General features: G+C 67.0%; 17 protein-coding genes and 1 pseudogene. 10 read left to right on the top strand and 8 right to left on the bottom strand.

All coding sequences use genetic code 11. The annotated features are described in order from the left end of the window. Window positions 1-27: 27 nt before the first annotated feature. The 3 genes from ABS767_RS01060 to ABS767_RS01050 are packed head-to-tail and all read left to right on the top strand — an operon-like array spanning window position 28 to window position 2,794. Window positions 28-762 carry a cytochrome b/b6 domain-containing protein gene (locus tag ABS767_RS01060; protein WP_408076509.1) on the top strand — a complete coding sequence of 245 codons (735 nt, stop codon included), beginning with the start codon at window positions 28-30 and terminating at the stop codon, window positions 760-762. Next, window positions 759-1,508, top strand: a complete 750-nt coding sequence (locus ABS767_RS01055) for a molybdopterin-binding protein (RefSeq protein ID WP_408076508.1) — start codon at window positions 759-761, stop codon at window positions 1,506-1,508. The genes ABS767_RS01060 and ABS767_RS01055 overlap by 4 nt, the downstream gene beginning before the upstream one ends. A 59-nt stretch (window positions 1,509-1,567) precedes the next feature. Next, window positions 1,568-2,794: a class I SAM-dependent methyltransferase gene (locus ABS767_RS01050; protein WP_408076507.1), complete on the top strand. Its 1,227-nt coding sequence runs from the start codon at window positions 1,568-1,570 to the stop codon at window positions 2,792-2,794. On the opposite strand, the gene ABS767_RS01045 is transcribed toward ABS767_RS01050, so the two are convergent. The 3 genes from ABS767_RS01045 to ABS767_RS01035 all read right to left on the bottom strand — a co-directional run bounded on the left by ABS767_RS01045 (window position 2,795) and on the right by ABS767_RS01035 (window position 4,443). Beyond that, the gene (locus tag ABS767_RS01045) at window positions 2,795-3,172 is read right to left on the bottom strand and encodes a hypothetical protein (protein ID WP_408076506.1); all 378 of its coding nucleotides are present in this window, start codon (window positions 3,170-3,172) and stop codon (window positions 2,795-2,797) included. It abuts the gene before it with no gap. 61 nt (window positions 3,173-3,233) lie between these two features. Continuing rightward, the gene (locus ABS767_RS01040) at window positions 3,234-3,926 is read right to left on the bottom strand and encodes a CDP-alcohol phosphatidyltransferase family protein (protein ID WP_408076505.1); all 693 of its coding nucleotides are present in this window, start codon (window positions 3,924-3,926) and stop codon (window positions 3,234-3,236) included. Window positions 3,927-4,023: 97 nt separating this feature from the next. Then, window positions 4,024-4,443 carry a DUF1801 domain-containing protein gene (locus tag ABS767_RS01035; protein WP_408076504.1) on the bottom strand — a complete coding sequence of 140 codons (420 nt, stop codon included), beginning with the start codon at window positions 4,441-4,443 and terminating at the stop codon, window positions 4,024-4,026. 48 nt (window positions 4,444-4,491) lie between these two features. Here ABS767_RS01035 and ABS767_RS01030 point away from each other — a divergent pair, with 48 nt between their 5' ends. The 3 genes from ABS767_RS01030 (at window position 4,492) to ABS767_RS01020 (ending at window position 7,483) form a co-directional block, all read left to right on the top strand. Beyond that, on the top strand, window positions 4,492-5,820 hold the full coding sequence (locus tag ABS767_RS01030) for an MATE family efflux transporter (protein WP_408076503.1): 1,329 nt from the start codon (window positions 4,492-4,494) through the stop codon (window positions 5,818-5,820). 33 nt (window positions 5,821-5,853) lie between these two features. Continuing rightward, complete coding sequence (locus ABS767_RS01025) at window positions 5,854-7,071, top strand: argininosuccinate synthase (protein WP_408076502.1); 1,218 nt, start codon at window positions 5,854-5,856, stop codon at window positions 7,069-7,071. Between the two features lie 130 nt (window positions 7,072-7,201). Next, complete coding sequence (locus tag ABS767_RS01020; RefSeq protein ID WP_408076501.1) at window positions 7,202-7,483, top strand: hypothetical protein; 282 nt, start codon at window positions 7,202-7,204, stop codon at window positions 7,481-7,483. 5 nt (window positions 7,484-7,488) lie between these two features. On the opposite strand, the gene ABS767_RS01015 is transcribed toward ABS767_RS01020, so the two are convergent. Further along, window positions 7,489-8,325 (bottom strand): metallophosphoesterase, encoded by an 837-nt coding sequence (locus ABS767_RS01015; RefSeq protein ID WP_408076500.1) that lies wholly within the window; start codon window positions 8,323-8,325, stop codon window positions 7,489-7,491. Window positions 8,326-8,411: 86 nt separating this feature from the next. Between ABS767_RS01015 and ABS767_RS01010 the strand changes: the two genes are divergently transcribed. From ABS767_RS01010 to ABS767_RS00995, 4 genes are read left to right on the top strand one after another with little or no spacing between them, the layout of a single operon-like run. Beyond that, window positions 8,412-9,068 (top strand): hypothetical protein, encoded by a 657-nt coding sequence (locus ABS767_RS01010; protein ID WP_408076499.1) that lies wholly within the window; start codon window positions 8,412-8,414, stop codon window positions 9,066-9,068. A gap of 23 nt (window positions 9,069-9,091) precedes the next feature. Continuing rightward, complete coding sequence (locus ABS767_RS01005; RefSeq protein WP_408076498.1) at window positions 9,092-10,774, top strand: hypothetical protein; 1,683 nt, start codon at window positions 9,092-9,094, stop codon at window positions 10,772-10,774. Next, entirely contained in the window at window positions 10,771-12,303 is a 1,533-nt protein-coding gene (locus ABS767_RS01000) for a hypothetical protein (protein ID WP_408076497.1), read from the top strand. Before ABS767_RS01005 ends, ABS767_RS01000 begins: the two co-directional genes overlap by 4 nt. A 10-nt stretch (window positions 12,304-12,313) precedes the next feature. Next, on the top strand, window positions 12,314-14,014 hold the full coding sequence (locus ABS767_RS00995; RefSeq protein WP_408076496.1) for a hypothetical protein: 1,701 nt from the start codon (window positions 12,314-12,316) through the stop codon (window positions 14,012-14,014). Here ABS767_RS00995 and ABS767_RS00990 read toward each other — a convergent pair. The 4 genes and pseudogenes from ABS767_RS00990 to sseA all read right to left on the bottom strand — a co-directional run bounded on the left by ABS767_RS00990 (window position 14,011) and on the right by sseA (window position 18,506). Next, window positions 14,011-15,147, bottom strand: a complete 1,137-nt coding sequence (locus tag ABS767_RS00990; RefSeq protein WP_408076495.1) for a GNAT family N-acetyltransferase — start codon at window positions 15,145-15,147, stop codon at window positions 14,011-14,013. The two genes, ABS767_RS00995 and ABS767_RS00990, sit on opposite strands and share 4 nt — an antisense overlap. 9 nt (window positions 15,148-15,156) lie before the next feature. After that, window positions 15,157-16,497 (bottom strand): mechanosensitive ion channel family protein, encoded by a 1,341-nt coding sequence (locus tag ABS767_RS00985; RefSeq protein ID WP_408076494.1) that lies wholly within the window; start codon window positions 16,495-16,497, stop codon window positions 15,157-15,159. Continuing rightward, a complete protein-coding gene (gene metC / locus ABS767_RS00980; RefSeq protein WP_408076493.1) occupies window positions 16,494-17,672 on the bottom strand; it encodes a cystathionine beta-lyase in 1,179 nt (392 codons plus the stop codon). The genes ABS767_RS00985 and metC overlap by 4 nt, the downstream gene beginning before the upstream one ends. Beyond that, window positions 17,669-18,506 (bottom strand): annotated as a pseudogene (gene sseA, locus ABS767_RS00975) (3-mercaptopyruvate sulfurtransferase). Before sseA ends, metC begins: the two are co-directional and overlap by 4 nt. Window positions 18,507-18,542 lie beyond the last annotated feature (36 nt).

Genomic DNA, 18,542 nt, shown 5'->3' with positions numbered 1-18,542 from the left:
GTCCGTCCCTCGCGCGTAAAGGTGACCATGAGCGATCCGGAAGCCCCCGCCGTCATCCGTCGCCACGCGCTGGCGACGCGGCTCTGGCATTGGACGACTGCGGTCAGCGTGATTGTGCTGCTCGGGAGCGGGCTGATGATCCTCAATGCGCATGGCCAGCTCTATTGGGGCGAGTATGGCGCCAATTACGACCAGCCCTGGTTCAAGCTGATCTGGCTGTTCGATACCGCGCGGGTGCCGGGATGGCTGACCATTCCCTCGACCTACAATCTCGCGCTGGCGCGGCGCTGGCATCTGTTCTTCGCGCTGGTGCTGGGCTTTGCGCTGCTGATCTACATGGTCGTCAGCCTGCTCAACCGGCATTTCCAGCGCGACCTGCGCATCCGCGCGAAAGAGCTGGCGCGGGGGCACCTGCTCGCCGACCTGAAGGCGCATCTCGCGCTGCGCTTCCACGATCCCGAGAATCCCCGCGCCTATAATATCTTCCAGAAGCTGTCCTATGCCGGCGTGATCTTCGTCCTGCTCCCGCTCATCATCTTCACGGGGCTGGCGATGTCCCCGGGGATGAACGCGGCCTGGCCGTGGCTGCTCGATATCTTCGGCGGGCGGCAGAGTGCGCGGTCGGTGCATTTCATCGTCGCAATGCTGCTGGCGCTGTTCATCATCGTCCACCTCGCGCTGGTGATCCTCGCCGGACCACTCAACGAGGTGCGTTCGATGCTCACCGGTCAATGGCGCGTGCCGCCGGAGGAGGGCGAATGACGCTGATCACCCGCCGCAACCTGATCGTCGCGGGCGCGGGCGGGCTGCTCGCCGGGTGCGACGCCGTCGGCAAGAGCGAGGCGGGCCGCGATATTCTGTTCAAGGCGGAGGCGGTGCACCGCAGCCTGCAGCGCACGATTACCAATCGCGACGCGCTCGCGCGCGAATTCTCGCCCGAGGACATGTCGCCGCGCTTCCGTTCGAACGGCACGCGCAACCCGAATACCGAGATGTATCGCGCGCTCGCCGAAAACCGCTTCGTCGACTGGCGGCTGAAGGTCGACGGACTGGTTGCGCGGCCGCTCAGCCTGTCGCTCGCCGATCTGCGTGCGATGCCGCAACGTGCGCAGATCACGCGCCATGACTGTGTCGAGGGGTGGAGCGCGATCGGCAAGTGGCAGGGCCCGCGCCTCGCCACCATCCTCGACGCGGCGGGCCTGCGCGATACCGCCCGTTATCTCGTATTTCACTGCGCCGACAGCCTGCGGGGCGGTGCTTATTACGAATCGATCGACCTGATCGACGCCTTCCATCCCCAAACAATCATGGCCTGGGCGATGAACGACCGCATCCTGCCTGTTGCGCATGGCGCGCCGGTCCGACTGCGGGTCGAGCGCCAGCTTGGCTACAAGCACGCCAAATATGTGATGCGGATCGAGGCAGTGGCGTCGCTGGACGGCATCGGGCGGGGCAAGGGCGGCTATTGGGAGGATGTCGCCGATTACGAATGGTATGCCGGAATCTAGGGCTGCTTTTCCCGCTGTTCGCACTTGCGAAAGCCCGTTCAGCCGCTAGCGTCCGCGCCATGGCGCTTATCGATCATTTCTTCACCCGCGCGGTGACGCGCGGCGAACTCACGGTGATCCATGCGGATGGAAGCGCGCGCAGCTTCGGCGCTCCGGATCCCGCTCTCCTTCCCGTTACCATCCGCTTCACCGATCCCTCGGTGAGCCGCCGCATCGTCACCGACCCGGCACTTGGCGCGGCGGAGAGCTTCATGGACGGGCGGCTGGTGATCGAGAAGGGCGACATCCTCGCGCTGCTCCGTCTCGTCACCGCCAACAACAAGTGGGAGGATGCGACCGGCAACCTCGCCCCCGGCGGGTTCAAGCGCGCGTTCGACAATGTCCGCTTCCGGCTCGACCGGGTAAACATGGCGCGCCGTTCGAAACGCAACGTGGCGCATCATTACGATCTGTCGCGCCGCCTCTACGACCTCTTCCTCGACGCCGACCGCCAATATAGCTGCGCCTATTTCACCGATCCGGCCAACAGCCTGGAACAGGCGCAGGCGGACAAGAAGGCGCATATCGCCGCGAAGCTGGCGCTCAAACCGGGCATGAAGGTGCTCGATATCGGGTGCGGTTGGGGCGGGATGGCGCTTTATTTGCACGAAAAGACCGGTGCCGAGGTGCTGGGAGTCACCTTATCCGAGGAACAGCTCAAGGTCGCGCGCGAGCGCGCCGACGCGGCTGGCGTCGCGGGGAAGGTGCGGTTCGAGCTGATCGACTATCGCCATGTCGCCGGGCAGTTCGACCGGATCGTGTCGGTCGGCATGTTCGAGCATGTCGGCCCGGCGCATTACCGCACCTTCTTCCGCAAGTGCCGCGAGCTGCTGACGCCCGAGGGCGTGATGCTGCTCCACACGATCGGCCGTGCCGGCGGGCCGGGAGTGACCGACGCCTTCACCGCCAAATACATCTTTCCCGGCGGCTATATCCCGGCGCTGTCGGAAATCGCGCGCGGACATGAGGGGCTGCGCTACTTCCTGACCGACGTCGAGGTGTTGCGGCTGCATTACGGCTATACGCTGCAGCACTGGTACGATCGCACCGTGGCCGCGCGCGACGCCATCGTCGCGCTCTACGACGAACGGTTCTTCGCGATGTGGACCTATTATCTTGCCGGGTCGCTGGTCAGCTTCGAGAATGGCGGGCTGGTGAACTACCAGCTCCAGTACAGCCGCTCGCGCACGGCGCTGCCCATCACGCGCGACTATATGGTGCAGGAGGAAGCGCGGCTGCGCGGCTGATCACTTGATCCCGAGCTGCTCGACATCCGCACCCAGATGGGCGGCCAGCTCGGCAGGCGAGACCTTGCCGTCGGCATCCGTATCGACCGCCGCGAACCACGCATCGGCCCGGGCCCAGTCCATCGCGGGCGCGCGCACCGCGGGGCGTGGCTCGGCGGCCTTCTTCGCCTGACGCGACGCCTGGTAGGTGGCCTCCGCGCTCGCCTCGAAATCGAACCGTGCGCGCACCTCGTCGCGCTCCACGACGCCATCCTCGTTGAGATCGAGATCGGCGAAGCGTTCGGCTGCGCGGCGCTCCGCCTCCGCTTTGGGAAGCGGGCCGGGGGCGACGCCGAGCGGCTGGGCCTGAAGGGCGAGCAGGGTGAAGGCGATCAACATGGGCAGCTCCAATCGGGCGTGCAGGCTATTCGAGCGGCTCTGACCCGCGCGTGAACCGGGTTCAAGGTCGCAACGCAGGCGGCCGTTCGAGTGCCGCTAGTCGTCGGCCGGTCGCGATGGTCTGGCCGAGGAACAGCAGGATCAGGATCGCGCCGATCCCACCGACAAACAGGTCGAAGCCGGAAATGACCCCGAACAGCCCCCGTTCCGGCCCCAGCACCATCATCATCACGGTCATGGCGACCAGCATCAGCCGCAATTCGGTCGGCCCCGCCGCGAAATAGGACAGGCGCAATTCACCCACGACGCGCGCGGAGAGAAAGGCGTGGATCGACATCAGCAGATAGCCGGCCAGCGCAATCATCGCGACATCCATCGTGACGAACGGACTGAGCCCGATCCCCGCCACGATCAGGAAATTGGCCAGCCCGTCGCAGCTATGATCGATGAAATAGCCGTAGGAGGGGCGCTCGATCCGCCGCCAGCGCGCGAGGCTGCCGTCGAGCGAATCGCCGAACCACTGAACCGCGTAGCCGACGAGGGTGATAATCAGCCAGGCGCCGCCCCAGTTGCTGGCAACATAGCCCGCGAACACCATCACCGCGCCGATCATGCCGGTCATCGTCAATATATCCGGAGTGATCGCCGACGGCATGTGTGCGCACAGCCAGTTGAGGATGCGCCGCTCACTTGCCGCCAGCCAGTTCTGCTGGACCCGCTCGAGCGCGGGCGGTGCCTGTCTTGGATCTGTCATATGCCCCTATCCTCGATGCACCGGATCGGGGCAATGGCGCGAATAGACAGGGTGCGCCCCATATCCGCCGGGGCGAGGCGAGTTGTCCGACGCTATCTCACTGCGGATATTTTGCGTTCATATGGGCCAATGCGTCGCGGCTGATTTCTTCCAGCACGGCCATGTCCACGTCTGCCAGCTTCTTGATGTAGAGGCACGACTTGCCGGTCTTGTGCTTGCCGAGCCGTGCGAGCTTGTCCGCCTGGCCGGGATCGTCGGTCAGGACATACAGCACCAATTCCGCCTTGCGCGGGCTGAAGCCCAGGCGGCACATGTCGCCCTCATGCCCGCTCTCGTAGAGATAGTGATAGCTGCCGAAGCCGATGATCGACGGACCCCACATTGCCGGCTTCTCGCCGGTGACCCGTTCGAGCATCGTGCAGAGGGTCTCGGCGTCGTCGCGGCGGACCGCCGGCTCGACCGCATCGATGAAGGTGGAGACGTCGACGGGGGTCGGCTTGGTCTTGATCTCGGCCACGGCATGACCTCGCTGGATTTTCCGCCAGTCTAGCCGCAGAGGGCGCGGATGCAATCCGCCCCGCTCACCCGCCGATCGATCCTGGCGCAGGCCTGGCCGATCATGCTCGGCCAGACGACGGTGCCGCTGGTCGGGCTGGTCGATACCGCGGTGATTGGCTGGACCGGCGATGCGGCGGCGCTTGCCGGGGTGGCGCTGGGCACCGCGATCATCAGCTTCATCTTCTGGGCGTTCGGCTTCCTGCGCATGGGGATGACCGGGCTCACCGCGCAGGCGCACGGACGCGGCGCGCGCGAAGAGGTCGACGGGCTGCTGGTCCGCGGCGTGGCGGCGGGGCTGGGCATCGGCGTGGTGCTGGTCGCGCTCCAGATCGTCCTAGTCCCCGCTGCCTTCGCATTGCTCGCGGGCGGTGGGGCGCTCGACGCGGCGGCGCGGGAATTCGTCACCGCGCGCTTCCTCGGCGCGCCCGCCGCGCTCGGCTTCTATGCGATCAATGGCTGGTTGTTCGGTCTGGGTCGGACACGCGAGACGCTGGCGCTTCAGATCCTCGTCAACCTAGTCAACGGCGTGCTCGACCTGCTGTTCGTATGGCAGTTCGGCATGGGCGCGCGCGGCGTCGGCCTCGGCACCGCGATCGCCGAGTGGGTCGGGCTGATCGCCGGCCTCGCGATCGTGGTGCGGATCGCCGGGCCGCGTGCATTGCTCGGCCAGCGTGCTGGCTTTTTCCACGGCGCGGCATGGCGGCGGCTGTTCGCGGTCAATGCCGACATCATGGTCCGTACCATCGCGTTGCTGACGTTGTTCCTGTGGCTCGCCAATGCCGGGGCGCGGCTCGGCGCGGTGCAACTCGCCGCAAACCATGTGCTGATGCAGCTGGTCAGCATCTTCGCCTTCGTCCTCGACGGCTTTGCCTTCACCGCCGAATCGCGCGTGGGGCAGGCGATCGGGCGGGGACATCGGGGGGAGTTCGGGCGCGCGATCCGGCTGACCGGGGAATTTTCGCTCGGCTTCGGCCTGTTCGCGACGCTTGCGACGCTGGCGTTCGGCGGCGCGCTGATCGACCTGCTGACGACCAATATGGCGGTGCGGGAGGCGGCGCGCGCGGTCCTTCCGCTCGCCGCGCTCGCCGCAATCGTCGGCGTCCCCGCCTGGCTGCTCGACGGGGTGTTCATCGGCGCGACGCAGGGGCGGACGCTGCGCAATGCCGCGATCCTCGCCACCGCGCTCTATGTCGGCACGGACCTGCTGCTGCGCCCGCTCGGCGCGACCGGTCTGTGGCTGGCATTGCTGGCGAGCTATGTCTTTCGCGCCGGGCTGCTCGCGATCCATCTGCCGCGCCTGTTCGCCACGGTTGCGGAAGCGGCGCCCCGGTCCTAGAGGCGCAACCGACTTTTCTCTGGAGCTTTCGATATGGCCGACAAGATCAATCGCGTGGTTCTCGCCTATTCGGGCGGTCTCGACACCAGCGTGATCCTGAAATGGCTGCAGCAGGAATATCAGTGCGAAGTCGTCACTTTCACCGCCGATCTGGGGCAGGGCGAGGAGCTTGAGCCGGCGCGCAAGAAGGCGCTCGATGCCGGGGTGAAGCCCGAGCATATCTTCATCGACGACCTGCGCGAGGAATTCGTCCGCGATTTCGTCTTTCCGATGATGCGCGCCAATGCGCTTTACGAGGGACTGTACCTGCTCGGCACCTCGATCGCGCGCCCGCTGATTTCCAAGCGGCTGATCGAGATCGCCAAGGAAGTGAATGCCGATGCGGTCAGCCATGGCGCGACCGGCAAGGGCAATGACCAGGTCCGCTTCGAACTGTCGGCCTATGCGCTTAACCCCGACATCAAGGTCATCGCGCCGTGGCGCGAATGGGACCTGACGAGCCGCACCAAGCTGATCGAATTCGCCGAACAGCACCAGATCCAGGTGACCAAGGACAAGCGCGGCGAATCGCCGTTCTCGACCGACGCGAACCTGTTGCACACTTCGTCCGAGGGCAAGGTGCTCGAGGATCCGTGGGACGAGACGCCCGACTATGTCTATTCGCGCACGGTGAACCCGGAGGATGCGCCTGACACGCCCGAATATATCACGATCGATTTCGAGAAGGGCGACGGCGTCGCGCTGAACGGCGAGGCGATGTCGCCCGCGACGCTGCTCGCGGCGCTCAACGATCTGGGGCGCAAGCATGGCATCGGCCGGCTCGACCTGGTCGAGAACCGCTTCGTCGGAATGAAGTCGCGCGGCATGTACGAGACGCCGGGCGGCACCATCTATCACCTCGCGCATCGCGGGATCGAAAGCATCACGCTGGATCGCGGCGCCGCGCACCTCAAGGACGAATGGGCGCCGCGCTATGCCGAGATGGTCTATAACGGCTTCTGGTTCGCGCCCGAGCGCGAGATGATGCAGGCCGCGATCGACTATTCGCAGCAGAAGGTCGCCGGGACCGTGCGGCTCAAGCTGTACAAGGGCGGCGTCTATGTCGTCGGGCGCAAGTCGCCTTACTCGCTCTACAGCGAGAAGGTGGTGACGTTCGAGGACGACCAGGGCGCGTACGACCAGCGTGATGCCGCAGGCTTCATCAAGCTCAATGCGCTGCGGTTGCGCCTGCTGGGGCGGCGCGGGGACTGACGTCTTTGTCGGAACCGGACGCTGTACCTGCAGCCGTTCGAATCAAGTTACGAACGAGGACACTGTCGTGCCGGGGTCACAAATCAAAAAATCGCAGCCCGCGCCGTCGAGTGGCATCCGCGAAATATACTTGCTGATCTACGAGAGAGAATATGATTATCGTGAGGATACAGAGATAACGATTGGTTACTTCTCGTCTGAGCAAGATGCCCGAACGGCACAGGAGAGAATTGCGGCCAAGCCGGGATTTCGTGAGTTTCCCGAAGGATTCTCTGTATCGCGTATTACCGTCGGGAGAGTCGCGGGATGGGAAGATGGGTTCTTTTCAGAACCTGGGCCGCCGCCAAAAGATAAAGATTGTGAGTATTTCGATTTGCCTTTTTGGATGTCGGAACCTCCAGTCTCAAAATAAAGCGATCACGGTTGCGCCTGTTGGGCGGCGCGGGGCTTAAGCGTCAGCAGCCACAGGTCGGGCGGGGCGCCGATGCGCAGGGGCAGCAGGCTGGTGCCCAGCCCCGCGCCGACCACGATGGTCCGCTCCCCCTCGCGAATCAGGCCGCAGGCGAAGCGATCACCATAGCGCGACATCGTCGCAGGGCGGCCGATCAGCGGCAATGCGATTTGCCCGCAATGCGTATGCCCGGCGAGCACGAGGCTGAAGCGCGGCGGCAGCGCCGGCACGATATCGGGCGAGTGGCTGAGCGCCACCACCGGGCCGGCCAGCGGCGCGACCGCGCGGGCGAGCGCTGCGGGGTCGGCGCGGCCGGTGAAATCGTCATCGGCGCCCGCGATGATCAGCCCGGCGCGGCGAAGAACCGAATTGCTCAGCACCGTGACGCGGTTCGCCTCGAGCGCGCGGCGGATTGCCACAGTGCTCCGCCAATGGTCGTGATTGCCGAGCACCGCGACCACCCCGAACCGCGCGCGCAGCCCGCCGAGCGGTGCGATCGCCTCGTCCTCGCTATAGCGATGGGTGGAAACGCGCTTGTCGCTGACCAGATCGCCCGCGATCAGCACTAAATCGGGCTTGAGCGCGTTCACCTGTTCGACGATCCGGGCCAGGCGCGCGGGCGACATGTCGGGGCCCGCAACGTGCACGTCCCTGAGCAACGCGACGCGCAGGCTGCCGCCGCTTTGCCAATCGGGCAGGGTGACGGTGGCTCGGCGAACGATCGGATCGCGGACCGCTCCCCGATAGCCATAGCCGAGCATTAGGAAGGCGAGGGCAATGCCGACGAGCAGGACGCGCTTCATCGTTCGAGCCTAGCGAATCCACCAGTGTCCGCAATCGCGCTTCGGCGTTCGCGGGAACGCATCGGCGTGCGGGGCGTCGTCCCTGCATGTCCAGACTTTCCCTGATCCCGATCCTGCCGCTGGCAATGCTGGCGGCGTGCGATCCGGCCCCCGAACCCTCCGCGACGCCATCGCCCGCGCCGGTCGCGACACCGATTGCAGATGGGGCCGCCACGCCGCCGCCGCCGCATGTCGGCGATCCGCCGCCGGGTGCCGCGCCCGACTTCGTCGCCGCCGATCTGGTCCGGCAGGAATGGGCGAAGGCGGACAATCGCGCGCAGTGCGCGCCGGTCGCCTTCACCAGCGATGGCGGGGCGGACGGGACACCACGGCGTGCCAATTTCTCGGGCGGTTGGGCGGTGGCGTTCGACATACCCGGGACGCGCAGTGCCTATGGCGTGGCGGGACCGGGGGTGATCCCGATCGACGATCAGCCGCCCTATCGCCAGACGCGACGGCTGATGCAGCAATGGCCCGAGTTCCGCGAACTGAGCGCGCTGCAGGCCCCGTCCTTCGCCGGCTATGGCCTGAATGGCGCAGAGCCGTACCGTGCGGACAATCCGGGCGGGGAGGGGGACCATTCGGTCGCCTATGTCCGCATCCACGGCCAGACCTGCACCTATAATGTGTGGAGCCGGATCAGCCGGGCGCATCTGGAGACGTTGCTCGATGGTCTGAGGCTGATACCGCTCGACGAAAATTAACCATGATGGGATAGCGCCATCGCATGGGGGCGGCGCGAACCACGGTCTGGCGCGATAGCGCGGTTGCGGCGGCGCTGGCGGCGCTGCTGGGCGCGGTCTGGGCGTGGCGCGATTGGGCGGCGCTGGCGGCGCTGCGATTGCCCGATACCGACGATGTGATGCGGCTCCAGCAGATACGCGACTGGCTGGCGGGGCAGGGCTTTGCCGATCTGGCGCAGCACCGGCTGGGCCTGTCTGGGCTGGAGATGCACTGGTCGCGGCTGCCCGATCTGGTACCGGGCGCGATCATCGCGCTGCTGACGCCGGTGACGGGCGCGCATGCGGCCGAACTGGTGGCGGTGATCCTGTGGCCGCTGGTGCTGTTCGCCATGGCGCTGATGCTGATCGGATCGATCACGCGGCGGCTGGCGGGTTCGGCACCGGTCGCGATCGTCGTCGCCGCGCTCGCCTATCCGGCCAATGCGCTGTTCCTGCCGGGGCGGATCGACCATCACGGGTTGCAGCTGGTGTTGCTGCTCGCGTTGGTCCACGCGGTGATCGGACGCGGCGGGTGGCGGAGCGGGATCGCTGCGGGGCTGGCGAGCGTCGCGTCGCTGGTGGTGGGCATGGAAACCGCGCCGTTTCTTGCGCTGGGCGGCGGGGTGCTGGCGCTTCGATGGGTGGTCGCTGAAGAGGACGAGCGCGCTCGGTTCGCGGGTTATGCGGTGTCGCTCGTCATTGGGCTCGGCGCCTCCGCGCTCGTATTTCGCACCAGTGGGTGGAGCGTGGCCAGCTGCGATGCCTTCGCCGCGCCGCTGTGGCGGGCGGCACAGGTTGCGGCGGTGGCGCCGCTCGTCCTTGCGCTGGCGGGGCGCTGGCTCGGCACGCCACGCCTCCGCCTGGTGGGCGGCGCGCTGGTGGGCGCAATCGCGCTGGCCGTGGCGCTCGCGCTCTCGCCGGCCTGCCTGTCGCCCTATGGCGGGGTCGATCCTCTGCTCGAAAGGCTGTGGCTGGCGCAGGTCGCGGAGGCGCAGCCGCTGTTCGCCGCGCCGCTGGACCACGCGATCGGCTATGTCGGGCTGGCGGCGGTCGGGCTGGCGGCGACGCTTTGGCAGTGGTGGCGGACGCGGGGAGCGGGTTGGGCGGCGCTGGCCGCCTTTCAACTGATCGCTATGACGCTGGCGGTGGTTCAGCTGCGTGGGGTCTATGCCGGGACGCTGTTGGCCGCGCCGGGGCTGGCGGCGCTGATCGCGCGGGCGCGACAGCATGGGCCGGTTGCGTTGGCCGGCGCGTGGATCGCGTCGGCGGGGTTCGTCTATCCCGCGCTGGGCAGGCTCGCCGCGGCCGAGCCGCCCGTCGCACAATGCGATGGCGGGGCGCTGCTCGGCCGACTTGCGGTGCTGCCTGCCGGAACGGTTGCAGCGCCGATCGACCTGGGTGCCTATGCACTTGCGACCGGCCCGCACCGCGTCCTCGCCGCACCCTATCATCGCAATGCGGACGGTAATCTGGCGGTCTATCGCTTGATGCTGATGCCGGTGGCGGCGGCGCGCGCCGAAGCGGCGCGGCTCGAGCTCGATTACCTCGCCGACTGCGGGAGTGCGTGGCAAGAGCTCGGCACGCCATCGCCGGGATCGCTGCTGGCCGCGCTGCGGGCGGGAAGGGCACCCGCCTGGCTGGTCCCTGTCGCCCCCGGCAGCACCGTGTACCGCGTGGAGGCAGAATGATGCGTGCACGGTGGTGGGAGTCGCGATGGTTCGCGCTGGCGGCGATCCTTCTCGCCGCCGTTCCGCTGCTGCTTCCCACGTTCCCGCCGCTGGCCGATCTGCCGGGGCATGTCGGTCGCTATCACATTGCCCAGGCGATCGACGGGTCGCCGGATCTGGCGCGCCACTGGCGCTTCGAATGGGCGCTGATCGGCAATCTCGGCGTCGATCTTCTGGTTCATGCCCTCGCGCCTTTATTGGGGGTGGAGGGGGCAACGCGGCTGATCGTCACGCTGATCCCGCCGCTGTTCGTCGCCGGACTGATCCTCGTCACGCGCGCCACGGGTCTGCCGCTGTCTCCTGCGGCCGGCTTTGCGTTTCCGCTGGCCTATTGCTTCCCCTTCCAGTTCGGCTTCGTCAATTTCATGCTCTCGGTGGCGCTCGCGCTCCACGCGCTCGCGCTGTGGATCTGGCTGGGCAGGACCGGGCGGGTGGTGCTGCGCACATTTTTGCTGATCCCGGTCTCCTGCGTGCTGTGGCTGGCGCATAGCTCGGGATGGGGCCTGTTCGGCCTCCTCGCCTTTGCCAGCGAAGTTCAGCTGTTGCGATCGACGGGCACCAGCTGGAGCGCAGCCGCGGTGCGGGCGACGCTCCGCTGCGTGCCGCTCGCCCTGCCGGTAGCGGCGATGCTCGGCAGCGGAACGGCCGGTGAGCCCCCGTCCTGGGACTTCACGGCGAAACTAGCCTGGATCGCGTCGCTGCTGCGCGAACGCTGGAAGCTATACGACGTCGCGAGCGCAATCGTCGTGGCCTCCGTCCTGTGGATGGCGATCCGCGACCGGCGCGTGCGGTTCGATCCGGTGATCGGTGCGAGCGCGGCGATCGCCTTTGTCGCGTATTTGCTGCTGCCCCGGCTCGCCCTGGGAGGGGCCTATGTCGACATGCGAATCGTTGGCCCGGCCACCGCCTTGGCGCTGGTGGCGGTTCGCGTGCGCCCGGGCAGCGAACGCTTCGAACGCGGGTTGGCTATTGCTGCCGCGGCATTCCTGCTGATGCGGACGCTCACCAGCACCGTCGCGATGCTGCTCGTCGCGCAGCCGCAGCAAAGGGCGCTGGAGGTGGTCGAAGCGATCCCCCGCGGCGCGGCGGTGCTGGTGCTCGTGAACGAGCCCTGTTCGTCGCAATGGAGTACGCGCAGACTGGGACATATCGCGGGAATTGCCATCGCGCGGCGCGACCTCTTCACCAACGATCAATGGACGCTGGCGGGTCAGCAAGCGCTGGACCATCGCCATCCCGGCGCCGCGCCGTACACGTCCGACCCGTCACAACTCGTCTATCCGGCGCAGTGCGAATACCGCACGACCGAGTTCGCCACGGCGATCCGCGACTTCGACCGATCCACCTTCACCCATGTCTGGACGCTCGACTTTCCCGCGCGCAGGCGATTGGCGCCGGATGTGCGGCTGATCTGGTCGAACGGCGTTTCGGCGCTGTATGCGGTGGACGGTGCGCCAACCCGCTTGCCCGGGGGCGCCGCGCCGCAGTAAAGGCGGTCGGATGCAGGGGGGCTCCGAAGATCTGCGCTGGTGGCAGACACGCTGGTTCGTGCTGTTCGCGGCGCTCGCGGCGGCGATTCCGTTGCTGTGGCCGGATATCCCGCCCCAGGTCGACCTGCCCGGGCATATGGCGCGCTATCGCGTCCAGCTCAGCCACACGGCGGTGCCGTGGCTCAACGACTGGTATAATTTCGAATGGAGCCTGATCGGCAATCTGGGACTCGATCTGCTGATCATCCCGCTCGAGCCGATCTTCGGGCTCGAACTGGCGGTCAAGTTGATCGTCATCACGATTCCCGTGCTGACCGTGACAGGGCTGCTATGGATCGCGCGCGAGGTGCACGGGCGCATCCCGGCGACCGCGCTGTTCGCGCTCCCGCTCGCCTATAACTACGCGTTCCACTTCGGTTTTGCGAACTTCGCGCTGTCGATGGCGCTCGCGCTCAATGCCTTCGCATTGTGGCTGCGACTGGCGCGGCTGGGCAAGATCCGCCTGCGCGCCATCCTGTTCGTACCGATCGGGATGCTGATCTGGGTGACGCACACCTTTGGCTGGGGAACGCTGGGCGTACTCTGCTTCGCCGCCGAGCTGATCCGCCAGCATGACATGCGCGGTCCCCGGACCGGGCCCTGGCATGCCAATTTCGTGCAGAGCTGGGTCGTGCCGTGGTTCATGGCGGGCATCCACTGCCTTTCGCTGGTGCCGGCCGCGGTGCTGATGCTGATGTGGCGGAGCGCGGGCGATGTCAGCGGCCAGACCGGCGACTGGTTCAACTGGCGCGCCAAGATCTGGTGGGTGCTGATGGTGCTGCGCGACCGGTGGCAGCTGTTCGACATCGCGTGCCTGGGCGTCCTGTTCCTCGTCCTGCTCAAGGGACTGCGCGATCCCAATATCGAATATTCGCGGCACCTGGGCATTTCGGCACTGTTCCTGATCGCGGTATTCGTCCTGCTGCCGCGCGTCGTCTTCGGGTCGGCCTATGCCGACATGCGGCTTGCCCCCTATATGATCGCCATCGCGGTGATCTCGCTGCGACCCAAGCCCGGCATGACCATCCGCGGCGCCAAGGTGCTGGCGATGGCGGGGCTCGCCTTCTTCCTCGTCCGCATGGGCGCGACGACGTGGAGCAACTATCTCTACGACAAGTCCTACGACCGCGAGCTGGCCGCACTGGAGCATGTGCCGCAGGGCGCCCGGTTGCTGAGCTTCGTCGGCGAGACCTGCTACAACGAATGGACGATGACGCGGCTGCAGCATCTGCCCGGCATGGCGATGGTGCGGAAACTCGCTTATACCAACGACCAATGGTCGATGGCCGGCGGACAGCTGCTCACCGTTCGGTACACGCAGGCGCGCGGATTCAGCCATGATCCGTCGCAGATCGTGACCGACACCAAATGTCCGCGCGAATGGTGGCGTCCGGTGGCCGTCAGCCTCGCGCGCTTCCCGCGCCATGCCTATGACTATCTGTGGGTCATCAGCCCGCCGCCCTATGACAAGCGCCTGGAAGAAGGGCTGATCCCGATCTGGCGCGACGGCAACAGCGCGCTGTTCAAGATCGATCACGGCAAGCCGGCGGCGATCCTGAATCCGGGCGATCTGGGCCCGTATCGCCGCCAGATCAGGCAGATGCGCGAGTTTCTGGAGCGGGACAAGCGCGAGCAGCTCGAGGCGTGGGAGGCTGCGAAGAAGGAGGTCTAGCCGCCCTTCCGAAAGGGCGCGAGTTCGCCCAGATATTCCTGCTCTTGCGCCACTGCTTCGCGCTCCCGCACCAGATAGTCCGCGATCGCGCGACGAAATCCCGGATCGGGAATATAGTGCGCGGACCAGGTCGTCACCGGCGCATAGCCGCGCGCCAGCTTGTGCTCGCCCTGCGCCCCGGCCTCCACCCGCGACAATCCGCGCGCGATGGCGACGTCGATCGCCTGATAATAGCATAGCTCGAAATGCAGGAAGGGGACGTCCTCGACGCACCCCCAATAGCGGCCGTAGAGCGCGTCGCCGCCGACGAGGTTGAGCGCGCCGGCGATCGGACGGCCGTCGCGTTCCGCGAACATCAGGACGATGCGATCGCCCATCGTTTCGCCGAGGACCGAGAAGAACGGGCGCGTGAGATAGGGCCGCCCCCATTTGCGGCTCCCGGTGTCCTGATAGAATGCCCAGAAGGCGTCCCAATGCGCTTCGGTGATCTCCGTGCCGGTCAGGTGCCGGATCGTCAGGCCCTCGACCGCGCGCTCGCGTTCCTTGCGGATCGCCTTGCGTTTGCGCGAGGACAGATCGGCGAGGAAATCGTCGAACGTCGCATAGCCGCGATCGTGCCAGTGGAATTGCGTGCCCGCGCGGATCAGCCAGCCGGCGTCTTCGAACAGCGCAAGCTGAGCGGGATCGACGAACGTCGCGTGCGCCGACGACAGCTGGTTGTTGTCGGTGAGCGCCTGAATGCCCGCGATCAGCGCCGGTGCCAGTGCGGCGTCGCGCAGCAACAGGCGCGGGCCGGGCACGGGGGTGAACGGAACCGCCACCTGGATTTTCGGATAATAGCGCCCGCCCGCCTGCTCATATGCGTCGGCCCAACTATGGTCGAACACATATTCCCCCTGGCTGTGGCTCTTCGCATAGGCCGGGGCGATGGCAACGGGAACGCCGCGCGCGTCGTCGATCACGATCGGCAGCGCCTGCCAACCCGAGCCCGGGCCGACCGATCCCGATGTTTCGAGCGCGGAGAGGAAGGCGTGACCGAGAAACGGATTGTCCGCGCCGGCGCACGCATCCCATTGCGCCGCCGGGATCGACGCCACTCCATCGGCAATGCGGGCTGAAACGGTCTCCGGCACGGACCCGATCTAGGGAGCCTCCTCGTTCCCGCCAACCGGTCCCGTCGTGCGAACCCCGGCGATGCTGCCGATGCGGTCGCCCTTGCTGCTGCGGAAATGGAGAACCTGTTGCGGAAACGGGATTTCGATGCCGTGTTCCTGAAACTTGACCCAGAGCCGGTTGAGCACGTCCGACTTCACATTGCCCACGCCCCCTTCGGGATCGCTGATCCAGGCCAGGATCTCGTGCTCCAGCGCATAGTCGCCGAACGAGGCCAGCCACACATTTGGACGCGGCGAATCGAGCACGCGCGGGCTTTCCAGCGCCGCCTCCAGCATCAGTTTCTGGGCCAGCTTGACGTCGGATTCATAGGCGATGCCGACCGGGATGCGGACGCGCACGTTGCGGTCGGAGAAGGACCAGTTCTCCACCTCCTGCGTCATCAGATTCTCGTTCGGAATCAGATGCTCCTTGCCATCGCGCGTGATGACGCTGACCGCGCGCACGCCGATCTTGTTGACCCAGCCGAAACTCTCGCCGACGACGATGACGTCGCCCGGCTTGATCGATCGGTCCATCAGCAGGATGATCCCGGCGATCAGGTTGCCGACGGTCTTTTGCAGGCCGAAGCCGACGGCAAGACCGAGCGCGCCGGAGAAGACCGCGAAGCTGGTCAGGTCGATCCCGAGCAGGTCGATGCCGAAGAAGAAGGCGATGACAATGACGATGATGCTCGCCAGCTTCTGGAACAGCAGTTTCTGGGTCGCGTCGAAGCCGCGCGCTTCGGCGATGGAGTGGCCGATGATCCGATTGGCGAGCCGCGCGCCGGCGTAGAGTGCGACTGCGGTGACCAGCACCGTCACCACCGCCAGCAGCGACAGGCGCCGCTTGCCGACATCCATGCCGATCCGGTCGAGCGTGGTGGTGATGACGTCGAACCCACCGATCGCCTGGCTCAGGATCGCGACGAACACCACCGCGGCGGCCAGCCATGCGCTCCACCGCGGCATGTGCAGCCCGCGCATGAACACCAGCATCGTCATTGCGCTGGCCGACGCGAGCGCGAAGCCCAGGACCGCGGCCGCGAGCGGCGACCAGGGCCAGACATTGGCGACGATCGCCAGGAGCAGCGCGGCGGTCCCGTGGCGGACCAGCGTGTGCATGCGGTGCGCGAGCCCGCCGGCATGGCTGCCGACGCGCCGGTGCCAGATTTCGGCGATCTTCGGCCCGATCCGGCGGCCTGCGAGCCACCCGGCGGCGAGCGCGACGATGGCGAAGCTGCCCGCCACCGCCGCCTCGATCAGTTCGGGCGTGGTCGGGGTCGTCAGGTCGTTGGCCGCGAGCCAGCGGGCGAGCGCGGGGGGAATCACGACGCGGCCCGGAACCGGTCGAGCCCGGCGGCGAGGTCGGCGATCAGATCCGCCGGGTCCTCGAGACCGATCTGGAGTCGGACCACCGGCCCCTCGGCATCCCAGCGCGTCACGCTGCGGATGCGGCCGGGATCGACCGGGAGCGCAAGGCTTTCGAACCCGCCCCAGCTATAGCCGATCCCGAACAGGTCGAGCCCGTCGATCAGCGCCGCGCGCGCCGCATCGTTTCCGCCGTTGAGTACGAAGGAAAACAGCCCCGCTGCGCCATTGAAGTCGCGCAGGAACAGGTCGTGGCCGGGGCAGGCGGGGAGCGCGGGGTGCAGCACTCGTGCGACTTCCGGCCGCGTCTCGAGCCAGCGCGCGATCTCCAGCGCCGCGGCGCCGTGATGCTTGAGGCGGACGGCCATGGTGCGCAGGCCGCGCGATCCCAGCCAGGCGTCGTCCGGGCTGGCGGTCTGGCCCAGTGCGAAGCTGGTGTCGCGAAGCTTGGCCCAGTGCGACGGCGCGGCGGTGACGCTGCCCAGCATCACGTCGGAATGGCCGACGACATATTTGGTGCAGGCGAGGATCGAGAGGTCGACGCCAAGTTCGATCACCGGGAACAGCAAGGGCGTGGCCCAAGTATTGTCGATCATCGTGGTCACCCCCCGCGCCTTCGCCGCGGCGACGATGGCGGGGACATCCTGCACCTCGAAGGTCAGGCTGCCGGGACTTTCCATGAAGATCGCGCGCGTCTGCTCGCCGATCAGGTCGGCGATGCCGCCCCCGATCAGCGGATCGTAGAAGCGCGTCGTGATGCCCAGGCGCGCGAGGAAGCCGGTCGCGAAGCTGCGCGTCGGATCATAGACGCTGTCGGGTAGCAGCAATTCGTCGCCGGGGGACAGCACGCTAAGGAGCGCGGCGGAAATCGCGGCGACGCCGGAGGGGTAGAGGAACGTCGCCTCGGCCCCCGGTTCGAGTTCGGTCAGCGCTTCGGCAAGGCTCCATTGCGTCGGGGTGCCGCGGCGTCCGTAGAACAGCCGGTGGTGGGTGTCCTTGCCCGCGGCTGCGCGCAGCTCGTCGACAGTATCGTAGAGGATGGTCGAGGCGCGCCAGACCGGCGGGCTGACGATGCCCTGGGTCCATTCCGCGCGCCGCCCCGCACCGACGACCTTGGTTCCATCGCCCTTGCTCATGCCGCGCCCGTCGCCTTGGGGGTATCGGGATGCGCGCCCCATTCGACCCAGCTGCCATCGTACAGCGCTGCCGGATGTCCGAGCAGGTGCAGCGCGAAGACGATGACGGCCGCGCTGATCCCCGATCCGCAGGTGGCGATGACCGGCCGCTCCACCTCGACGCCCTCGTCCTCGAACAGCTGGCGCAGGCTCGCCGGATGTTTCCAGGTTCCGTCGGGATTGAAGAAGGCCGAATAGGGAATGTTCGCCGCCCCGGGGATATGGCCGCTGGCCAGGCCGGGGCGCGTTTCGCGTTCCTCTCCGGTGAAGCGGACGGCGGAACGCGCATCGACCAGCTGCTCGGCGTGGCTGGCGAGATTGGCGCGGACCTGATCGAGCGACCTAACCCGGCCGGGAATCGGCTCGACCCGGGCCTCTGCGGGGGCGGGCGTCACAGCCCCGCTCTCGACCGGCAATCCTTCGCGCAGCCAGCGTGCGAACCCGCCATCGAGCAGCGCGGCATCGATGCCATAGGCGCGCAGCATCCACCACGCGCGCGTCGCGGTATGGTGGGGCGCGTTATCGTACAGCACGATGCGGTCGCCGGTGCCGACGCCAAGCGCGCCCAGCTGCCGTGCGAACTGGGTCCGGCCCGGGCAGCATCGTCGGCAATGCGCTGGCCGTGTCGGCAATGGCGTTGATATCGAAAAACGCGGCGCCGGGGATATGCGCCGCCTCAAACTCCGCGCGGGCATCGCGCCGAGTGTCGGGGAGGAACCAGGAGGCATCGAGAATCTTGAGGTCCGGCGCGTGAAGCGCATCGGCCAGCCATTGCGGGGTTACCAGCGCGTCCATCGCGGCACCCTAATCCGCGACATTGCCCGCGTCGAG

Source organism: Sphingomonas plantiphila (genome assembly GCF_046000505.1).
GTDB classification, from domain to species: domain Bacteria; phylum Pseudomonadota; class Alphaproteobacteria; order Sphingomonadales; family Sphingomonadaceae; genus Sphingomonas; species Sphingomonas plantiphila.
This window is presented reverse-complemented; position numbering and strand designations above follow the sequence as displayed.